18 protein-coding genes are annotated in these 17,908 nt (G+C 58.7%); 3 read left to right on the top strand and 15 right to left on the bottom strand.

The window, feature by feature from the left end; all coding sequences use genetic code 11:
* Positions 1-33 precede the first annotated feature (33 nt).
* Entirely contained in the window at positions 34-456 is a 423-nt protein-coding gene (locus EQV90_RS05525) for an OsmC family protein (RefSeq protein ID WP_003444470.1), read from the bottom strand.
* 226 nt (positions 457-682) lie between these two features.
* On the opposite strand from EQV90_RS05525, the gene crp reads away from it, so the two are divergent.
* Positions 683-1,327: a cAMP-activated global transcriptional regulator CRP gene (gene crp / locus EQV90_RS05520; protein WP_202210233.1), complete on the top strand. Its 645-nt coding sequence runs from the start codon at positions 683-685 to the stop codon at positions 1,325-1,327.
* Here crp and EQV90_RS05515 read toward each other — a convergent pair.
* From EQV90_RS05515 to rpe, 7 genes are all read right to left on the bottom strand, one after another.
* The gene (locus EQV90_RS05515; RefSeq protein WP_240877844.1) at positions 1,324-2,025 is read right to left on the bottom strand and encodes a lipoate--protein ligase family protein; all 702 of its coding nucleotides are present in this window, start codon (positions 2,023-2,025) and stop codon (positions 1,324-1,326) included. The genes crp and EQV90_RS05515 overlap by 4 nt on opposite strands.
* Before the next feature lie 68 nt (positions 2,026-2,093).
* Entirely contained in the window at positions 2,094-2,930 is an 837-nt protein-coding gene (trpC, locus tag EQV90_RS05510; protein ID WP_003444473.1) for an indole-3-glycerol phosphate synthase TrpC, read from the bottom strand.
* On the bottom strand, positions 2,927-3,976 hold the full coding sequence (gene trpD / locus EQV90_RS05505; protein WP_003444474.1) for an anthranilate phosphoribosyltransferase: 1,050 nt from the start codon (positions 3,974-3,976) through the stop codon (positions 2,927-2,929). The genes trpC and trpD overlap by 4 nt, the downstream gene beginning before the upstream one ends.
* A gap of 9 nt (positions 3,977-3,985) precedes the next feature.
* Positions 3,986-4,579, bottom strand: a complete 594-nt coding sequence (locus tag EQV90_RS05500; RefSeq protein WP_010656639.1) for an aminodeoxychorismate/anthranilate synthase component II — start codon at positions 4,577-4,579, stop codon at positions 3,986-3,988.
* An 11-nt stretch (positions 4,580-4,590) separates the two neighbouring features.
* Positions 4,591-6,078: an anthranilate synthase component I gene (trpE, locus tag EQV90_RS05495; protein ID WP_003444478.1), complete on the bottom strand. Its 1,488-nt coding sequence runs from the start codon at positions 6,076-6,078 to the stop codon at positions 4,591-4,593.
* Between the two features lie 70 nt (positions 6,079-6,148).
* Complete coding sequence (locus EQV90_RS05490) at positions 6,149-6,967, bottom strand: phosphoglycolate phosphatase (RefSeq protein ID WP_003444480.1); 819 nt, start codon at positions 6,965-6,967, stop codon at positions 6,149-6,151.
* On the bottom strand, positions 6,964-7,638 hold the full coding sequence (rpe, locus tag EQV90_RS05485) for a ribulose-phosphate 3-epimerase (protein WP_003444482.1): 675 nt from the start codon (positions 7,636-7,638) through the stop codon (positions 6,964-6,966). The genes EQV90_RS05490 and rpe overlap by 4 nt, the downstream gene beginning before the upstream one ends.
* Positions 7,639-7,920: 282 nt before the next feature.
* Here rpe and EQV90_RS05480 point away from each other — a divergent pair, with 282 nt between their 5' ends.
* Positions 7,921-8,379, top strand: coding sequence for a transposase (locus EQV90_RS05480; protein WP_003444484.1), 459 nt, complete (start codon positions 7,921-7,923; stop codon positions 8,377-8,379).
* Positions 8,380-8,382: 3 nt separating this feature from the next.
* Here EQV90_RS05480 and EQV90_RS05475 read toward each other — a convergent pair whose 3' ends face one another.
* From EQV90_RS05475 to EQV90_RS05450, 6 genes are all read right to left on the bottom strand, one after another.
* Positions 8,383-9,207 carry an ABC transporter permease gene (locus EQV90_RS05475; RefSeq protein ID WP_240877843.1) on the bottom strand — a complete coding sequence of 275 codons (825 nt, stop codon included), beginning with the start codon at positions 9,205-9,207 and terminating at the stop codon, positions 8,383-8,385.
* 10 nt (positions 9,208-9,217) lie between these two features.
* Complete coding sequence (locus tag EQV90_RS05470; protein ID WP_003444488.1) at positions 9,218-10,465, bottom strand: ABC transporter permease; 1,248 nt, start codon at positions 10,463-10,465, stop codon at positions 9,218-9,220.
* 68 nt (positions 10,466-10,533) lie between these two features.
* Positions 10,534-11,574 carry an ABC transporter substrate-binding protein gene (locus EQV90_RS05465; protein ID WP_003444490.1) on the bottom strand — a complete coding sequence of 347 codons (1,041 nt, stop codon included), beginning with the start codon at positions 11,572-11,574 and terminating at the stop codon, positions 10,534-10,536.
* Between the two features lie 41 nt (positions 11,575-11,615).
* Positions 11,616-12,740, bottom strand: a complete 1,125-nt coding sequence (locus EQV90_RS05460; protein ID WP_003444491.1) for an ABC transporter ATP-binding protein — start codon at positions 12,738-12,740, stop codon at positions 11,616-11,618.
* 272 nt (positions 12,741-13,012) lie between these two features.
* Positions 13,013-13,642 carry a response regulator transcription factor gene (locus EQV90_RS05455; RefSeq protein ID WP_003444492.1) on the bottom strand — a complete coding sequence of 210 codons (630 nt, stop codon included), beginning with the start codon at positions 13,640-13,642 and terminating at the stop codon, positions 13,013-13,015.
* A gap of 25 nt (positions 13,643-13,667) precedes the next feature.
* Positions 13,668-16,007: a transporter substrate-binding domain-containing protein gene (locus EQV90_RS05450; protein WP_240877849.1), complete on the bottom strand. Its 2,340-nt coding sequence runs from the start codon at positions 16,005-16,007 to the stop codon at positions 13,668-13,670.
* Between the two features lie 125 nt (positions 16,008-16,132).
* Here EQV90_RS05450 and EQV90_RS05445 point away from each other — a divergent pair, with 125 nt between their 5' ends.
* Entirely contained in the window at positions 16,133-17,128 is a 996-nt protein-coding gene (locus tag EQV90_RS05445; RefSeq protein ID WP_240877842.1) for an alpha/beta hydrolase family protein, read from the top strand.
* 11 nt (positions 17,129-17,139) lie between these two features.
* On the opposite strand, the gene EQV90_RS05440 is transcribed toward EQV90_RS05445, so the two are convergent.
* Entirely contained in the window at positions 17,140-17,907 is a 768-nt protein-coding gene (locus EQV90_RS05440) for a TerB family tellurite resistance protein (protein WP_003444495.1), read from the bottom strand.
* Position 17,908 lies beyond the last annotated feature (1 nt).

Genomic DNA, 17,908 nt, shown 5'->3' with positions numbered 1-17,908 from the left:
CGAAACCTGCGCCAGCTTGCATGCAATGGCGACTCAGCCCAACTCGATGATTTCATAATCATGGCTGATGGCTACACCGGCGGCGCCAAGCATGATCGACGCGGAGCAATACTTTTCGGCAGACAGTTCGATGGCACGCTTGACCTGAGCTTCTTTCAAGCCACGACCTTTCACCACAAAGTGCAGGTGAATTTTAGTGAAAACCTTAGGGTCTTCAGTGGCGCGCTCGGCTTCCAGGAATGCCTCGCAACTCTCAACTGCCTGACGCGACTTCTTGAGGATGCTAACAACATCGAAGTTGCTGCAACCACCGAGCCCCAGCAGAAGCATTTCCATCGGTCGAACGCCCAGGTTACGACCACCGCTCTCGGGTGGGCCGTCCATCACAACGACGTGGCCGCTGCCCGATTCGCCCAGAAACATGGCTTCGCCAGCCCATTGAATGCGTGCCTTCATCGCCCAGACTCCACTGATTTAAAAGGGGCGCCAGCTTAGCACAGCGCCCGAAACCGAGCGCTCACCACACCGAAGCCTTTATCCATTGCGACATGGAGCATCAGGAAAATTCTGACAACCGTTAAGAATCTGTCTGTTAAGCTGGCGCCAAATCACTGGCGCCAACCAGCCAGAGCGATATAAAAAATAGACACAACCCTTACTGTGCATGCTTCGGGATACAACAATGGTTGCTTTTACTCCCATACCAAAAATCAAAAATCTCGACAAATTTTTGACTCAGTGCCAACGCAGACGCTATCAGACCAAGAACAACATCATCTGCGCCGGTGAAAACTCACACACACTGTTTTTTATAATCAGAGGCTCGGTCACGATTGTGATTGAGGACGATGATGGTCGAGAAATGATCATTGCTTATCTCAACCCCGGCGATTTCATTGGCGAACTGGGTCTGTTTGAACAGCCAGGACAGGAGCAGGCTCGCAGTGCATGGGTTCGCGCCAAGACTGAGTGCGAGATTGCAGAAATGAGTTACACGAAATTCAGAGAGTATGCGCTGCAAGAACCGGAAATTCTTTATGCGATCAGCGGCCAAATCGCACAACGCTTACGCAATACCACACGAAAAGTCGGCGACCTGGCATTTTTCGACGTGACCGGGCGAGTGGCCCGCTGCCTGCTGGAACTGTGCAAACAACCCGATGCAATGACCCACCCCGACGGCATGCAAATCAAGATTACCCGTCAGGAGATCGGCAGAATTGTCGGCTGTTCCCGCGAGATGGTCGGCCGTGTGCTCAAGGATCTTGAAGAACAGAACCTGGTGAGCGTCAAAGGGAAAACCATGGTGGTGTTCGGCACACGCTAAGGCTTCAGCAAGGGCACCAGAATTTGTTGGTAACTGGTGCTCAAACGCTCGAAGAAATCGGGCGCAGAAAACACTTCATGCAGTGCGATATGACTCTCGGCACGGCAGTGCTGCTCCAGCCCGCATAACTGATTGAAGCGGTTGACTGCAGCCACCATCGAGTCGCGCTCGTTTTCAACCAGTAATGCTCCGTGAACCAGGCCCACAGGCCGCTGCCCGCCCTGGCTCTGCCGCCAACGCTGCGCAGTTCCCACCAGCTTTCGCGCATTCAGGTTGACGTTGAAGCGACCATCGCAAAACGCGCCTTCGACTTCCCCCAAAGACGCCACGCCCCCCAGCTCTGTCAGTAAATCGCAGATCGGCTCACACAACCGTCGATAGGCCGTTTCGATACGTCCCTGATCACCTTCAGTACGCGCCGGTGCGTAGACCAGAGCGATATTGATCGTCGCTGCTGACTGAGGGACAGGCTCACCACCGGTTTCGCGCAACAGAATGGGCCAGCCGCTGGCCGCCAGTTCTGCACTGGCCTGCTCGAAACCCGGTAACCGGCTCAAGCGCCGCGGCATCACCAGCGCACGGTCCGTGGGTTGCCAGAACAAGACACCCGCCTCCAGCTCTGCGGCGCATACCGAAGCCAGTAAATCCTGCTCGGCCTTGAGGCCGGCTTCTACACTGAGTTGCTGGATGAGTGTCATAGGTGTCCTTGTCCAGCACCGACCAAATCGTCTTGCGATGCAGGCAACCGATGCCTGCAGAGCGCCGGTTAATCCAGGGTAGAGCCCGTTACCTGCACAACCCGCTCCGGGAAGAACAGACGCTGCAGTTCATTACCCGGGTTTTCTGCACGCATAAAGGCTTCGCCCACCAGGAACGAATACACGTCGCTGATTTCCATCAGCTCCACGTCTGCCCGGTTGAGAATCCCGCTCTCGGTAATCACCAGTCGATCCCGCGGGATACGCGGCAACAGATCCAGGGTGGTTTCCAGGCTGACGTCAAAAGTGTGCAGATTACGGTTATTGATCCCCAGCAATGGCGTGTCCAGGGTCTTGAGTGCACGCTCAAGCTCATCGCCATCATGCACTTCGACCAGAACATCCAGCCCAACGCTTTTGGCAACGGCAGCCAGCTCGGCCATTTTCACGTCATCCAGCGCAGAGACGATCAACAACACGCAGTCTGCGCCCAAGGCCCGGGCTTCGACGATCTGGTACGGATCGATCATGAAGTCTTTGCGGATCACTGGCAGCTTGCAGGCAGCGCGAGCCTGCTGCAGGTACAGATCGGCGCCCTGGAAAAAATCAATATCGGTGAGTACCGACAGACAGGTAGCACCACCTTTTTCATAACTCTGGGCAATTTCGGCAGGCACAAAGTGCTCGCGAATTACGCCCTTGCTTGGCGAAGCCTTTTTGATCTCGGCGATGACCGCTGGCTGTTTCAACTTGGCCTGCGCCAGCATGGCCCTGGCGAAGCCGCGCACCGGATCAGCCTGAGCTGCCATACGTTCAAGTTCGGCCAGGCTCACACGAGCGCTGCGCTCGGCCACTTCCTGAACTTTACGCGCCAGAATATTTTCCAGAACGGTAGGCACACTCATGCTTGGTTCTCCTGTTTGAAGATGGCGGTAAAGGCACCCAGCTCTTCGAGTTTTTCCCGAGCCAGACCTGTATGCAGCGCATCGTGAGCCAAAGCCACCCCCTCTTTGAGAGTGTAGGCAAGATCAGCGGCATACAACGCGGCCCCGGCATTGAGCACGATCATCTCGGCGGCCTTCTGGCCTGCTTCTGTCTTGCGTCGGCCCAGGGCATCGCGGATCAGCTCCAGCGATTGTTCCGGACTGTCGACCACCAGACCGAACAGGCTCTGGCTCTTGATACCCAAATCTTCAGGCTGCACCCAATATTCAGTAATCTCGCCTTTGTTCAGTTCCGCAACAAAGGTCGGGGCCGCCAGGCTGAACTCGTCCAGACCATCTTGCGAATGCACCACCAGCACATGCTTGCTGCCCAGACGCTGCAGCACTTCAGCCAGCGGTCGGCACAGCGCCTGATTGAATACACCTACGACCTGATGCACTACGCCGGCCGGATTCGTAAGCGGGCCAAGCATATTGAACAAAGTCCGCAGGCCCAGATCGCGACGCGGAATGGCCGCGTGCTTCATGGCACCGTGGTGGGACTGGGCAAACATGAAACCGATGCCCACGCTGTCGATACAACGGGCGACTTGCACGGGCGTCAGGTTCAAGTACACACCGGCGGCCTCCAGCAAATCAGCGCTGCCGCTTTTACCCGACACGGCGCGGTTACCGTGCTTGGCTACAGTGCAGCCTGCGGCCGCAATTACCAGAGCGGAAGCCGTGGACACGTTGAAAATATTCGCACCATCGCCGCCGGTGCCAACAATGTCGACCACACCGTCCAGGGTCTTGAGTTCAACCTTGTCCGCCAGCTCGCGCATCACCGTCACAGCACCGACAATCTCGTCGATGCTTTCGCTTTTCATGCGCATGCCCATCATGAACGCGCCAATCTGCGCCTCGGTGCACTGACCGGTCATGATGTCGCGCATCACATCGCGCATTTCTTCGGTGGTCAGGTCCAGATGACCGACGATACGGTTCAGGGCAGTCTTGATATCCATATAAAGTCCTTAGCGCGTGCCGCCGGTTTGTTTAAGAAAGTTGGCAAACAGTTCATGACCCTGTTCGGTCAGGATCGACTCGGGGTGGAATTGCACCCCTTCGATGTTCAGCGTTTTGTGGCGCAAGCCCATGATCTCGTCCACCGAGCCATCGGCGTGTTGCGTCCAGGCCGTCAGCTCCAGGCACTCAGGCAAGGTTTCACGCTTGACCACCAGCGAGTGGTAACGGGTCACGGTCAGCGGGTTGTTCAATCCCTGGAACACCCCGGTATCCAGGTGATACACCGGACTGGTTTTACCGTGCATCACTTGCCGGGCGCGAACCACATCACCACCGAAGGCCTGCCCGATGGACTGATGGCCCAGGCATACCCCCAGAATCGGCAGCTTGCCGGCAAAATACTTGATGGCTTCAAGCGAGATACCCGCCTCGTTCGGCGTGCACGGGCCGGGCGAGACCACAATGCGCTCAGGTTTCAGCGCTTCGATCTGGGCAATGCTCAGCTCATCGTTGCGCACCACCTTGACCTCTGCACCCAGCTCGCCGAGGTACTGCACAACGTTGTAGGTAAAAGAGTCGTAATTATCGATCATCAGCAACATGGCAAAGCTCCTCAGGCGTCGGATGCGGGGGTTTGTTCAGCGAGCGCTACGGCACGAAACATCGCGCGGCGTTTGTTCAGCGTCTCTTCCCACTCCAGGGCCGGTACCGAGTCGGCGACAATGCCGCCGCCGGCTTGCACATGCAATTCACCGTTCTTGATCACCGCAGTACGAATCGCGATGGCCGTGTCCATATTGCCGTTCCAGGCGAAATAACCGACTGCGCCGCCATATACACCGCGCTTGACCGGCTCCAGCTCGTCGATGATTTCCATCGCGCGGATTTTCGGCGCACCTGACAAGGTTCCCGCCGGCAGAATCGCCCGCAGCGCATCCATCGCCGTTAGCCCGCTTTTGAGCTGGCCGGTGACGTTGGACACAATGTGCATCACGTTGGAGTAACGCTCGATCACCATTTTCTCGGTGAGCCTGACCGAGCCGATTTCCGAAACACGCCCTGTGTCATTGCGCCCAAGGTCGATCAGCATCAAGTGCTCGGCGATTTCCTTGTCGTCGCTGAGCAGGTCTTGCTCCAGCGCCAGGTCAGCCTCTTCGGTTGCGCCACGGGGACGGGTACCGGCAATCGGGCGCACGGTAATCAGGTTGTCTTCGACCCGCACCAGCACTTCCGGCGAACTGCCCACCACGTGGAAGTCGCCGAAGTTGAAGAAGTACATGTAAGGCGTCGGGTTGAAGCAGCGCAGCGCGCGGTACAGATCGATCGGCGCAGCCTTGAAGTCGATGGACATCCGCTGCGACGGCACTACTTGCATGCAGTCGCCCGCCAGGATGTAGTCCTTGATGGTGTCGACGGCTTTTTCGTAATCAGACTGGGTGAAGCTGGAACGGAACACCGGATCGGCTGCTTGCTGCCTGGTGAAATCCAGGCCTTGACGCGGCGTAATCGGCTGGCGCAACTGTTCAAGCAAAGCCTCAAGGCGGGCCTGGCCTGCATCGTAGGCATCAGGCTGCGCAGGGTCGACCAGTACGATGGCGTGCATCTTGCCGGCCAGGTTGTCGAACACCACCACCGCGTCGGACACCATCAGCAAAATATCGGGCACCCCCAGCGGGTCCGGGTTCGGGCACTTGCCCAGACGTTTCTCCACGTAGCGCACACAGTCATAACCGAAATAGCCCACCAGCCCGCCGTTGAAGCGTGGCAGCCCGGCGATGGTCGGTACGTTGTAGCGGGCCTTGAACTCTTCAACGAAGGTCAGTGGATCATCCGCTTCAAGGGACTCGATTTCGACGCCGTCATGGGTCACCCGGATCTGCTGCTCATGCACGCGAAGTACAGTGCGACATGGCAAGCCAATGATCGAATAACGCCCCCACTTCTCGCCGCCCTGCACCGACTCCAGCAAATAGGAGTTGGGCTGGTCAGCCAGTTTCAGGTAGATCGACAAGGGTGTGTCGAAGTCAGCAAGGGTTTCACGTGCAAGGGGGATACGGTTGTAGCCGGCAGCGGCCAAACGCAGGAATTCTTCGCGGATCATGAGGTGCCTCGTGGTCTGAGGGTCAAACAGTCAGGTATGCAAACGTGCCGGATCTCCGGCCAGATTCAAGTCAGGCGCGCCAACGCCAACGGGCCAGGGCCTTGATAACTTTCATCCAGAGTTTGCGAGTGACCACCACGATGGAATCTCTTCGAGAGGGGTGAACAGAATTGCCCAACGTTATCTCAGGCGCAGAATCTAAGCAACCGGCTATAAGCTCATGAAGGTTACCGATCACCATATCGGGTGACTCTTCTTCAATCGGCCGGCCGTGATTGTAACCGTAACTCAGGGCTACACACTTCACGCCTGCGGCTTTGGCTGCCAGCACGTCATTGCGCGAATCACCGACAAACAATGCCTGCTCAGGTGCCACACCGGCCATTTTCATCACAAACAACAGCGCGGCGGGATCAGGTTTCTTTTGTGGCAGGGTGTCTCCGCCAATGATCCAGCGGAAAAACCGGCCCAGCTTCAACTCATCCAGCAACGGCGCCACAAAGCGCTCGGGCTTGTTAGTGATCAACGCCATTTCGACGCCCTGCTTCTGCAGCCATTTGAGGCTTTCGCGTACACCAGGGTAAACCCTGGTCAGATCATGGCCGCCATCGTAGGCGTCCATGAAAATTTCCAGCGCCTGTTCGGCTTCAGGATCATCGACCCCTGAAGCCTCCAGGCTGCCGGCAAGAGCACGGCGCACCAGCATGGGCGCACCGTTGCCAATCCACATCCGCACGTTCTCTATACCTGCGGGCGGGCGGCCCAGCTTGAGCAGCATGGTCTCCACGGCGACTGCCAGATCCGGCACCGAATCGATCAGGGTTCCGTCCAGATCGAACATCACCAGTTTTGGCAGCTGCCCCTGAAGCAGCTGCTCAAAGCCACTCATGGACGGGCCAACGCAAGCTCGGCGCGCATTTTTTGAATGACTTCTTTGTAGTCAGGTGTATTGAAAATCGCCGAACCCGCGACGAATGTGTCGGCACCCGCCTCAGCGATCTCACGGATGTTGCCGACGTTGACGCCGCCGTCGATTTCCAGGCGGATGTCACGTCCGCTGGCGTCAATCAGGGCACGGGCTTCGCGCAATTTGTCGAGGGTGCCGGGGATGAATTTCTGCCCCCCGAAGCCAGGGTTGACGCTCATCAGCAAGACCATGTCGACCTTGTCCATCACGTACTTGAGCACGTCCAGTGGCGTTGCCGGGTTAAACACCAGGCCCGCCTTGCAGCCGCCTTCACGGATCAGTTGCAGGGAACGGTCAACGTGTTGCGTGGCTTCCGGGTGGAACGTGATGTAAGTCGCGCCGGCTTCAATAAAGTCGCCGATGATCCGGTCTACCGGGCTGACCATCAAATGAGCATCGATGGGAGCGGTGATGCCGTACTTGCGCAAGGCAGCACAAACCATCGGGCCGATGGTCAGGTTGGGCACGTAATGATTGTCCATGACATCGAAGTGCACGATATCAGCGCCAGCGGCGAGCACATTGTCGACCTCTTCGCCAAGACGGGCGAAATCGGCGGAAAGAATCGATGGGGCAATAGCGAAGGGCTGCATAACGCACCTTTAGTGAGCAAAACACGGTGGCGCGCATTGTATACCGCCGACCCGAGCCCCGAACACCGGGCGGTGATGATTGACTGCGTGACGACGCATCTCTTACGGCCGCTTCGCACCCGATTGCAGCCTTCGGCCGCAACTATAGAGCCGTAACCGATCATGAACCTGCTGTGAAAAGGGCCGAAGAACCTTCCAGAAATATCTTGTGAACCAAGAACCAGCCGTCTGTTGTGTTGCAGTCTTAAGTTAAACAACACCCACCATCATGAGGGCAAAGGAATGCCACACTCATTTAGCAGTCATCAACTATTGAAAGGTCGCTACTCAGAACATGGCCGGATCTATCTGCTCACAACAGTCACCGACAATCGGCGCCCGGTCTTCGAAAACTTTCAGTCAGGACGCCTGCTGGTCAATCAACTCAGGGACGCCCACGACGAAGGCATCGTCAACTCTATTGCCTGGGTGGTCATGCCAGATCATTGTCACTGGTTAATCGAATTACGCAGCAAAACACTGGGCGAACTGATGTGCCGGATCAAGTCACGCAGTTGCGTGGCAATCAATCAGGCCGCTCAATCCAGCGGTCGTCTATGGCAAAAGGGATATCACGACAGAGCATTACGCCAGGAGGAAGACCTCAAGGCTGCCGCCCGTCATATCGTCAAAAACCCGATCCGCGCAGGTCTCGCCACGCGTATCGGGGATTACCCCCTGTGGGATGCCTGCTGGATCTAAGGCCTAGGCCTGGGCCGTGCGCAGTTTCTCGCTGCGCCCGCGCAACCACTCGAGCGTCAGCAGCAATACCACCGAGAACGCGATCAGCAAGGTAGCTGCCGCAGCAATGGTCGGACTGAGGTTTTCACGGATGCCGCTGAACATCTGCCGCGGCAACGTTGCCTGCTCCGGGCCCGCCAGGAACAGGGTGACCACTACCTCATCGAACGAGGTTGCAAAAGCGAACAGCGCGCCCGAAATGACTCCCGGCGCAATCAGCGGCAAGGTCACCCGGCGAAAGGCGGTCAGAGGTGAAGCCCCCAGACTGGCTGCAGCGCGCACCAGATTCTGATTGAACCCCTGCAAAGTGGCCGAGACCGTGATGATCACGAATGGCACTCCCAACACCGCATGCACCACGATCAGGGACAGGAAGCTGTTGCCAAACCCCAGCGGTGCAAAGAACAGGTAGCTGGCCACACCGATAATCACCACCGGCACCACCATGGGCGATATCACCAGCGCCATGACCAGCGCCTTGCCGGGGAAGTCGCTGCGGGTCAGGCCAATGGCCGCCAGCGTGCCAAAGACCATTGCCAGCACCGTGGCCGCCGGCGCCACGATGATGCTGTTGCGCAAGGCCCGCATCCATTCTGACGAAGCGAAAAAGTCCTGATACCAGTGCAGCGAGAACCCCTGCAACGGATACACCAGAAAGCTGCCCGAGTTGAACGACAACGGAATGATCACCAGCACCGGCAAGATCAGAAACAACAGAATCAGCCCGCAAAGAATGCGCAAACTGTAATACCAGACCCGCTCGATTGGTGACATATAAGGGCTAAGCATGGCGGTCTCCTTAACTCAAACGCAGGCGACTAGCGCCCACCAGCCAGTTGTAAATCAGATACAGCACCACGGTCGCCAGCAACAACAAACCGCCCAGGGCCGTCGCCATGCCCCAGTTGATACTGGTGTTGGTGTAGAACGCCACGAAGTAGCTGACCATTTGATCATTCGGGCTGCCGAGCAACGCCGGGGTGATGTAGTAACCGATGGCGATGATGAAGACCAGCAAACAGCCCGCCCCGACTCCGGCATAGGTTTGCGGGAAATACACCCGCCAGAAGCTCGCAAATGGATGACAGCCCAATGAGATCGCCGCCCGCATATAGGTCGGTGAAATACCTTTCATCACGCTGTAAATCGGCAAGATCATGAACGGCAGCAGAATGTGCACCATCGAGATGTACACCCCGGTACGGTTGAACACCAGCTCCAGCGGCTGATCGATCACCCCCAGGCTCATCAGCGCACTGTTGATCAGCCCCCCTGACTGCAGCAGCACAATCCAGGCCGCGACCCGCACCAGTACCGAGGTCCAGAATGGCAACAGCACCAGGATCATCAGCAGGTTGCTTTGCCGAGCGGGAAGATTGGCCAGCAAATACGCCAGCGGATAGGCCAGCACCAGGCAGATACAGGTGATCACCAGGCCCATCCAGAAGGTCCGGGCGAAAATATCCAGATAGATCGATTGGTCCGGTGTGGCGGGAGCAATTTCGCCCAGGTCATCGATCCGGTGATCGACAGCCGCCAACAGATAAAACGGGGTCACGCTTGAAGTGTTGCGCTTGATCGCCTGCCAGTACGCCGGGTCGCCCCAACGCTCGTCGAGGGCTTCCATCGCGTCTTTATATGACTCGGGTACCGCCTTGAACGGCAGCGCCTTGGCGGTTTTCATCAGCAAACTGCGATAACCGGCCAGCTCCATGTTCAGGCGCTTGGACAAGTCGCCCAGAACCTGATTCTTGCGGGCCTCGGCCAGGTCTTCGCTAAGGGACTGGTAGACCGGTTCCGCGGGCAGGCCTTTGCCATCCCAACTGGCCACCGCCACTACCGTGCGTGGCAATCCACCAACCACTTCCGGGTTGCCGACACTTTTGTAGAGCAGGGCCGCGATTGGTACCAGGAACACCAGCAGCAAAAAAATAACCAACGGTGCAATCAGCGCCTGCGCTTTCCAGCGGTTAATCCGCTCGGCATGCGCCAGGCGCTTCTTCAACGTGGGGCTGGAGACCTCGTTCAGGGGAACGGCGATGGCCATGGCGAACTCCGAAAATCTTTAAACGATGGCGGCGCGCCCTGATCAGCTGCGCCGCATGTCAGCACTGCTTACTTGGCAGCCCAAGCGTTGAAGCGCTGCTCCAGCTGCTCGCCGTTGTCAGCCCAGAAGGTGACGTCGATCTGCACCTGATTGGCGATGTTTTGTGCAGCGGTCGGCATGTCTGCCTGCACGGCTTCAGGCAACAGTGGCATGGCCTCCTTGTTGGCCGGGCCGTAGGCGATGTTTTGCGAGTACAGGCTCTGCTGTTGCGGCTGCAGGGTGAAAGCGATGAACTTCTTCGCCACTTCGGCCTTGTCTTTGCTCAGGCCTTTGGGAATGGCCCATGCATCAAAGTCATAAATCCCGCCGTTCCACACAATCTTCAGATTGCTTTCTTTCTGCACGGCTGCGATGCGGCCGTTGTATGCCGAACTCATCACCACATCACCGGAAGCCAGGTACTGCGGCGGCTGTGCGCCCGCTTCCCACCACTGGATGCTCGGCTTGAGTTCATCCAGCTTTTTGAAGGCGCGGTTCTGCCCTTCCTTGCTCGCCAGCACCTTGTACACATCCTTGGGCGCTACACCGTCGGCCATCAAGGCAAATTCCAGGGTGTACTTGGCGCCCTTGCGCAGGCCGCGTTTGCCGGGGAAGGTTTTGGTGTCCCAGAAGTCTGCCCAGCTGGTGGGCGCAGTTTTCAACTTGTCGGCGTTGTAGGCCAGCACGGTGGACCAGACGAAGAAGCCGGCACCGCAGGTCTGAATCGCCCCTTTGACGTACTGCTCAGGATTACCGAACAGGGCCGGGTCCAGCGCTTCGAACATGTCTTCATCGCAACCGCGGGACAGCTCCGGCGATTCGACTTCTACCAGGTCCCAGGAAATGCTTTTGGTGTCGACCATGGCCTTGATCTTGGCCATTTCGCCGTTGTATTCACCGGCGATGATTTTGCCCTCGCCTTTGGCTTCCCAGGGTGCATAGAAGGCTTTGACCTGAGCCGCCTTGTTCGCACCGCCAAACGACACCACGGTCAGATCGGTTGCGGCCAGGGCATTGGCAGCGAACATCAGACCCAGACTCAAGGCCGTGAACTTCAGGGATGTATGCATTTTTTGTTCTCCACTGTGCAGGGTTGGTGAAGCCGGGGCGATTAATTCGCCTCTAAGAGAGGGTCCAGCGCACGTACATGTTCGACCTGCCAGCCCAGCGGCACGACGTCACCGACGGCCAGGGAGGGGTCCAGTTCAGCAATCGGCTGTTTCACAAAAAAATCGGTCTTGCCGCACACTTCCATGCGCACCCGGACGTGATCGCCCAGATAAATAAACTCTTCGACCCGGCCCGAGAAACGGTTGGCGCAGGCTTCGCTGGAACCATTGAGACAGATGCGCTCAGGCCGTATCGACAGGGTCACCGGATCACCCGTGCGCCCCACGTTTACCGCCAGTGCCTGGACTTTCTCACCGCGCCCCAGCTCGACCACGCAGCGCTCACCGTCCTGACTGTGCAGACGGCCATTAAGGCGGTTGTTTTCGCCGATGAAGTTGGCGACAAAGGTGTTTTTCGGCTCTTCGTAGAGGGTACGGGGCGGGGCAATCTGCTGGATTTCACCCTGATGGAATACCGCTACCCGGTCGGACATGGTCAAGGCTTCGCCCTGGTCATGGGTGACATAGACCACCGTCACGCCCAGACGTTGATGCAGATGCTTGATCTCCATCTGCATGTGCTCGCGCAGTTGTTTGTCCAGAGCCCCCAGCGGTTCATCCATCAGCACCAGCTGCGGTTCGAACACCAGCGCCCGCGCCAGCGCGACCCGCTGTTGCTGACCACCGGACAACTGGGCCGGGTAACGCTGGGCGAAGGCATCCAGCTGCACCATGCTCAGCACGCGCTTGACCCGTTCGCTGATATCGGTTCGATTGAGGCCGCGCACCGACAGCGGAAAACCAAGGTTTTCCGCCACGGTCATATGGGGGAACAGTGCGTAGTTCTGGAACACCATGCCGATGTCGCGCTTGTGCGGTGGCACGTGATTGATCGCGCGCCCGGCCAGTAAAATCTCGCCGGCGGTTGGCGTTTCGAAACCGGCCAGCATCATCAGGCTGGTGGTTTTGCCCGAACCGGACGGCCCGAGCAAGGTCAGAAATTCGCCTTTGCGAATATCCAGATTGAGATCCTTGACGATCAGGTTTTCGCCGTCGTAGCTTTTTTGCACGCCACGGAAGCTGACCAGTATCTCACTCGCCCCAGCGCTTGCACCGACCTCACTCATAGCCACACCTTTTGTTTTGGACTGCCGTAGCCCAAGACTAAAGAAGGCGCCAGCCCACAGAAATCGGGGCGCAGGAGAGATTCACATCAGGAGGCTGGAAGGCTTCTTGTAGGGATAGCCCTACAGGGTTGTCGCGATTTGGATGGTTGATTGGGGCGGGCCCAGTGGCTGGGCAAAGACACCTCATGAAAGTGTCGTAATCAGGTATGCGCGAGATATGCCGTCGCGGCCGCAAGCTGCGATCGGCAGTACCGCGACCGGCCAGGTTACATTCAGAGCAACTTGTGCTCCATGGCGTATTTCACCAGCTCCGCCAATGAGTTGATATGCAGCTTTTGCATCAAGCGCGCTTTGTGGGTGCTGATGGTTTTACTGCTCAGGGCCAGTTGCTGGGCGATTTCGTTGACATTCACACCCTGGGCCAGGCGCTCGAAAACAGAAAACTCACGCTCGGACAACAATGCGTGCAATGGCCTTTCATCTGTCAATCCGACCTCAAATACCATGCGGTCGGCCAGGTCCGGATCGATATAGCGCCCGCCCGCCGCAACCTTGCGAATCGCCATCAACAACAGCGCCGGATCACTGTCTTTGGTGGCATAACCGGCGGCACCGAACTTCAGGGCGCGGGCCGCCATTTGCGCTTCGTCATGCATCGATAACACAAGAATGGCCGGCGGGTTGTTCAGGGCGCGAATCCGCGGAATAGCTTCCAGGCCGTTGACCCCGGGCATGGATATATCCAACAGCACCACCTCACACTGCACATGGCGCAGGGTTTCCAGCAACTGTTCACCGTTGCTCGCCTCGCCCACCACCAGCAGATCCTTGGCCAGGCCAATCAACTGTTTGATGCCCTCGCGCACTATGGTGTGGTCTTCAGCTACCAGTACTCGAATCACGGATATTTCCTTATTCAGAGGTCACTCAAGACGCCGGGAGCAGCGGCACCCGCACACTCAACAGCGTCCCCTCACCCGGCACACTGTGCAAAGTCAGGGTACCGCCCAACATCAGGACACGCTCGCGCATACCGACCAGGCCGAATGAAGTCGGCTTGCCGGTGGCGGGCACAAAACCCTGGCCATCATCGCTGATGCTCAGGCACAAGTCGTTGCCCTCCAGGCTCAAGGTCAACTCTACCGTCTGGGCGTGGGCGTGGCGCATTACGTTGGTCAAGGCCTCCTGCATGATTCTGAACAGGCCGACTTCCTTGGCCCCCCCCAGCGCCGGCAAATATTCCGGCACCTGCACCAGGCAAGGGATTTGCGTGCGCGCTTCAAAACGCCGGGCCTGCCATTCGATGGCGGAACTGATGCCGGCATCCAGGATCGGCGGACGCAGGGCCGTGGCCACATCACGTACCAGCTGGAACAACTGCGCAATCAGCTTTTTCATGCTGTTGAGGCGCTCGCGCAGCCCCGGATCCAGCTCGGCATAGGCCAGCTCGCACATTGAGGTCTCCAGCTTGAGGACCGTCAGCATCTGCCCCAGCTCATCGTGAACCTCACGGGCAATATGGGCCTTTTCCTCTTCGCGCACACTTTCAAGGTGGGCCGACAGCTCCCGCAGCTGTCCGCGCGAACTATCCAGTTCCAGCTCAATGCGTTTGCTCTCGCTGATGTCCCAGACGATGCCGTCCCAGACCACGGTGCCATCTTCCAGGCTGCGGGTGATGGCCTTGATCTCGGCCCAACGTTGCTGGCCCTGACGGGTCAGGATGCGGCCCTGCCATGACCAGTCGCTGTCGCTGTCCAGCGCCAGGTCCTGAACCCGGTGGTAATCCGCCCGGTCATCCGGATGCACGAGGCTGCGCAGCCCCACTTCACGCTGACGCAAGGTAGTCGGGGAATACCCCGCCAGGCTTTCGCTGCCTTCGCTTATGTAGGGGAAGTCCAGCTCGCCGGTCAGCAACGAACGCTCCAGGCGAAAGACCAGTCCCGGGACATTGGCGGCAATACCCTGCAAACGCGCATCACTTTCCTGCAAGGCAGCCTGTACCCGGCGGCGTTCGGTGATGTCATTCAGGTAAACCACCAGGTATTCGGCATCTTTGAAGCGCAGAAAACTCAAGGTCACGTCGGCCGGAAACTCGCTGCCATCGGCGCGGATGCAATGGGTTTCAATCCGTTGCACTGCTTCTTCGCTGGCACGGGCGCGGCGCCATAAAGTCAACCAGCGGTCCATGTCCAGGCCCGGCTCAAAATCTCTCAGGGGGCGATCCAGCACGGCCCCCGGCGGATACCCGAGCATGTCTTCTGCCGCCTGATTGGCATAGCGCACATGACTGTCCCAGTTAACCCACAAAATCCCCATCGGGCTTTGATCGATTGAAAACTGAGTCAAGCGCAAGGCTTCAGCACTGGCGGTGCCCAGGGCAATATCTTCACGGGCACGGAGCAATGCACGCTCCAGGGCCGTCTGCTGGCGACGCTGCCAGAACATGATTGCCATGCAGGCCAGCAATAGCACACCGATCAACAAGCACAGGTTCTGCCAAAAGCCGGGAGACGGGCCGAGCTTAGGGTACTTGGGTTGCAGCCAGTGGCTGTGCAGTTGCTCCATGTCCCGTGCAGGAATGGCATGCAGCCCGCGCTCCACGATACCGGCCAGTTGCGGCCAGTCGCGGCGGGTGGCCACCCGCAACAACTGTGGCAAACCAATGTCACCGACCACCGCCAGCCCGGCGAACTCGGGCTCGGCCGACAGCCGGGTCAGTTGCGCTTCATCAACCACCGCGTAGGTTGCTTGCTGGCTCAACAACAACTGCAAGGCCTGGCGTTCGAGGGGCACGCCCTGCAGATTGAGACCGGGATAGCTGCTGCGCAGATAATCGGCGGCAGAACTGGGCATTCGCACCGCGACCCGGACCTGGCTGTCCACCCGCTCCAGGTCCACAGAGCCGCCGGCGTTGCGCTCGCCCACCAACAAATGCGGAACCCGCATGTAAGGGTCAGAAAAAAGCCACAGCCGCAAGCCCGCCGGGGTCTGCGTCAGCCCGGGCGCCAGGTCGATCTCGCCGGCTCGGGCGGCCTGCTCCAGTTGCGCCAGATCGGCATAGTTATGCCAGACCAGGTCGATGCCCAGACTCTGCGCCAGCCATTTCATCAATTCGACGTTGGCCCCGGACAATCGCTGCAAACGTTGATCAAATTTGGCATAGGGCGCCTGTAACACCAGGCCGACGCGCAGCTGCCCGTGCTGCGCCAGCCATTGCTGTTGCTCCGGGCTCAACTGCGCCGCAGGCATGGACGCGGCATTGACCATCAAGGACAACGATAACCAGCCGATCATTAACAGATAGCAAAAACGCTTCATCGGAACACTCATACCCTGACAAATGCTGATCAACCCATTAGGCTGCCTGGATTACTTCTGGCCTGGAATCACCTATGTCTTCTTTGCGCCCGGCACTTGCAGCGCTGTGCCTGTGGTTGTTCCTGCCACACGCCTTGCCGGTACTGGCGGCTGATCCGGAGCCGGCGCCAGAGCCTGCACAAGATCAGCCGGAAATACGCCCACAGCTGCCCGAACGCAGCATGGAAGACGAAACGGCTCTTGAGCGCCAGCTACCGAAAAACCAGCAACAACAACTGCAGGCCGGGCAAGACAGTTTTCTCGCACTCTGGAAGCCCGCCAATAGCAGCGACCCCAGTGGCGCGGTGATTTTCGTACCGGGAGCAGGCGAAAGTGCAGACTGGCCACTGACTGTGGGCCCGCTGCGCAACAAACTGCCGGATGCCAACTGGGCCAGCCTGAGTCTGAGCTTGCCGGACATGCAAAGCCAGGCCAGCCAGCCGCGCCAGGCCGAGCCACAGGCACCTCCCGCACCCCCGGCGCCGAACACTAGCAGCAAAGAGGCCAGCACCACAGCCAAACCCATCGAGCAGGCGGCCAGTATCGGCACCGAAAACACGACTGAAGCGCCACCGGCCGAGACGTTTGAGGCCATGAGCAAAGCGGATGCCGAGCGGATCTACGCCCGTATTGACGCTGCCATTGCCTTCGCCCAACAGCAAAACATGCGCAGCCTGGTGCTGCTTGGCCACGGTACCGGCGCCTATTGGGCTGCGCGCTATGTGAGCGAAAAGCAACCAGCCCAGCTGCCCAGACTGATCCTGATCGCCGCGCAGACACCGACCGGAGTTGAACCTGATTTGAGCCAATTGACGCCGAATCTCTCGCTGGCGCAATTGGATATCTTCTACAAAGACCAGCCGCTGGCCCGCAAGGCCGCCTTGCAACGACGACAGGCCAGCCAACGGGTAAGCCGTACGAACTTCACTCAAGTTGCCCTGAACGCCATCCCGGGCAATAAGGAAGCCGAGCAGGAACAGCTGTTTCGCCGAGTACGCGGCTGGCTCAGCCCGCAGCCTGCCTACAAGTAGCCGCCAGGCCGTTAACGAAACCCGCGCTGCTCGCGAATCATGGCGTAGGCGTGGTGCAGTTCGCGGGTTTTTTCCGTGGCCTCGCGCACCTGGGCCGGACTCGCGCCGCTGCCGGCAACCTTGTCCGGGTGATGACGACTGAGCAAACGCCGATAGGCGCGTTTGATCTGATCCGGCTCCGTACTCGCCGTTACCCCCAGCAGGACTAACGATTGCTGGTAGGTGCCATCACGGGTGGCCAGTGGTTTTCTATGCGGTTCATAGTCTGGGCCCAGCGCCTGCACCTGTTGCGCCGTCCAGCCCAGCCAGTGCCCCCACAACACGATCAACTCGCGCTCCCGGGGATCGATACGACCGTCAGCCAAAATCATCCTCCACCCGGCGCGCAGCACACCTTCTGCTGCATGGGGCTGGGCTTTCAGGCGTCGTAGATAGCCGCGCAGGGAGTCATTCTGCGATTTGCCACGATTGAACGCGGCAATGGCCCGCTGCTGCGCCGGGCCGGACATGTCGAGCTGACGCATTTCCTGGCGCGCCTGCTCAATGTGCTTGTCCACCACCCTGCCGCCGCTTTTGGCCAGCCGTCCAAGCAGCACAAACAACAGTTCATCGTTGCGCAACGCCGGGCGACCGCCCAAGCGTTCACGCAACTGCGCCCAGCTGTGCAACTGCAGACGCCGGTCCAGCGCCTGCCCCAGTAAAGCACCGAGCATGGCCCCCGGAATGCTGGCAATGAAAAAGCCGGCACCGGCTCCGACAAGAGTCCCTGGCCACAACATT

Origin of the sequence: Pseudomonas sp. TMW22089, from assembly GCF_022496645.1 — a bacterium.
GTDB lineage: Bacteria > Pseudomonadota > Gammaproteobacteria > Pseudomonadales > Pseudomonadaceae > Aquipseudomonas > Aquipseudomonas paraversuta.
Note: the sequence above shows the minus strand (reverse complement) of the source record. Positions and strands in the feature narration are given on the sequence as shown.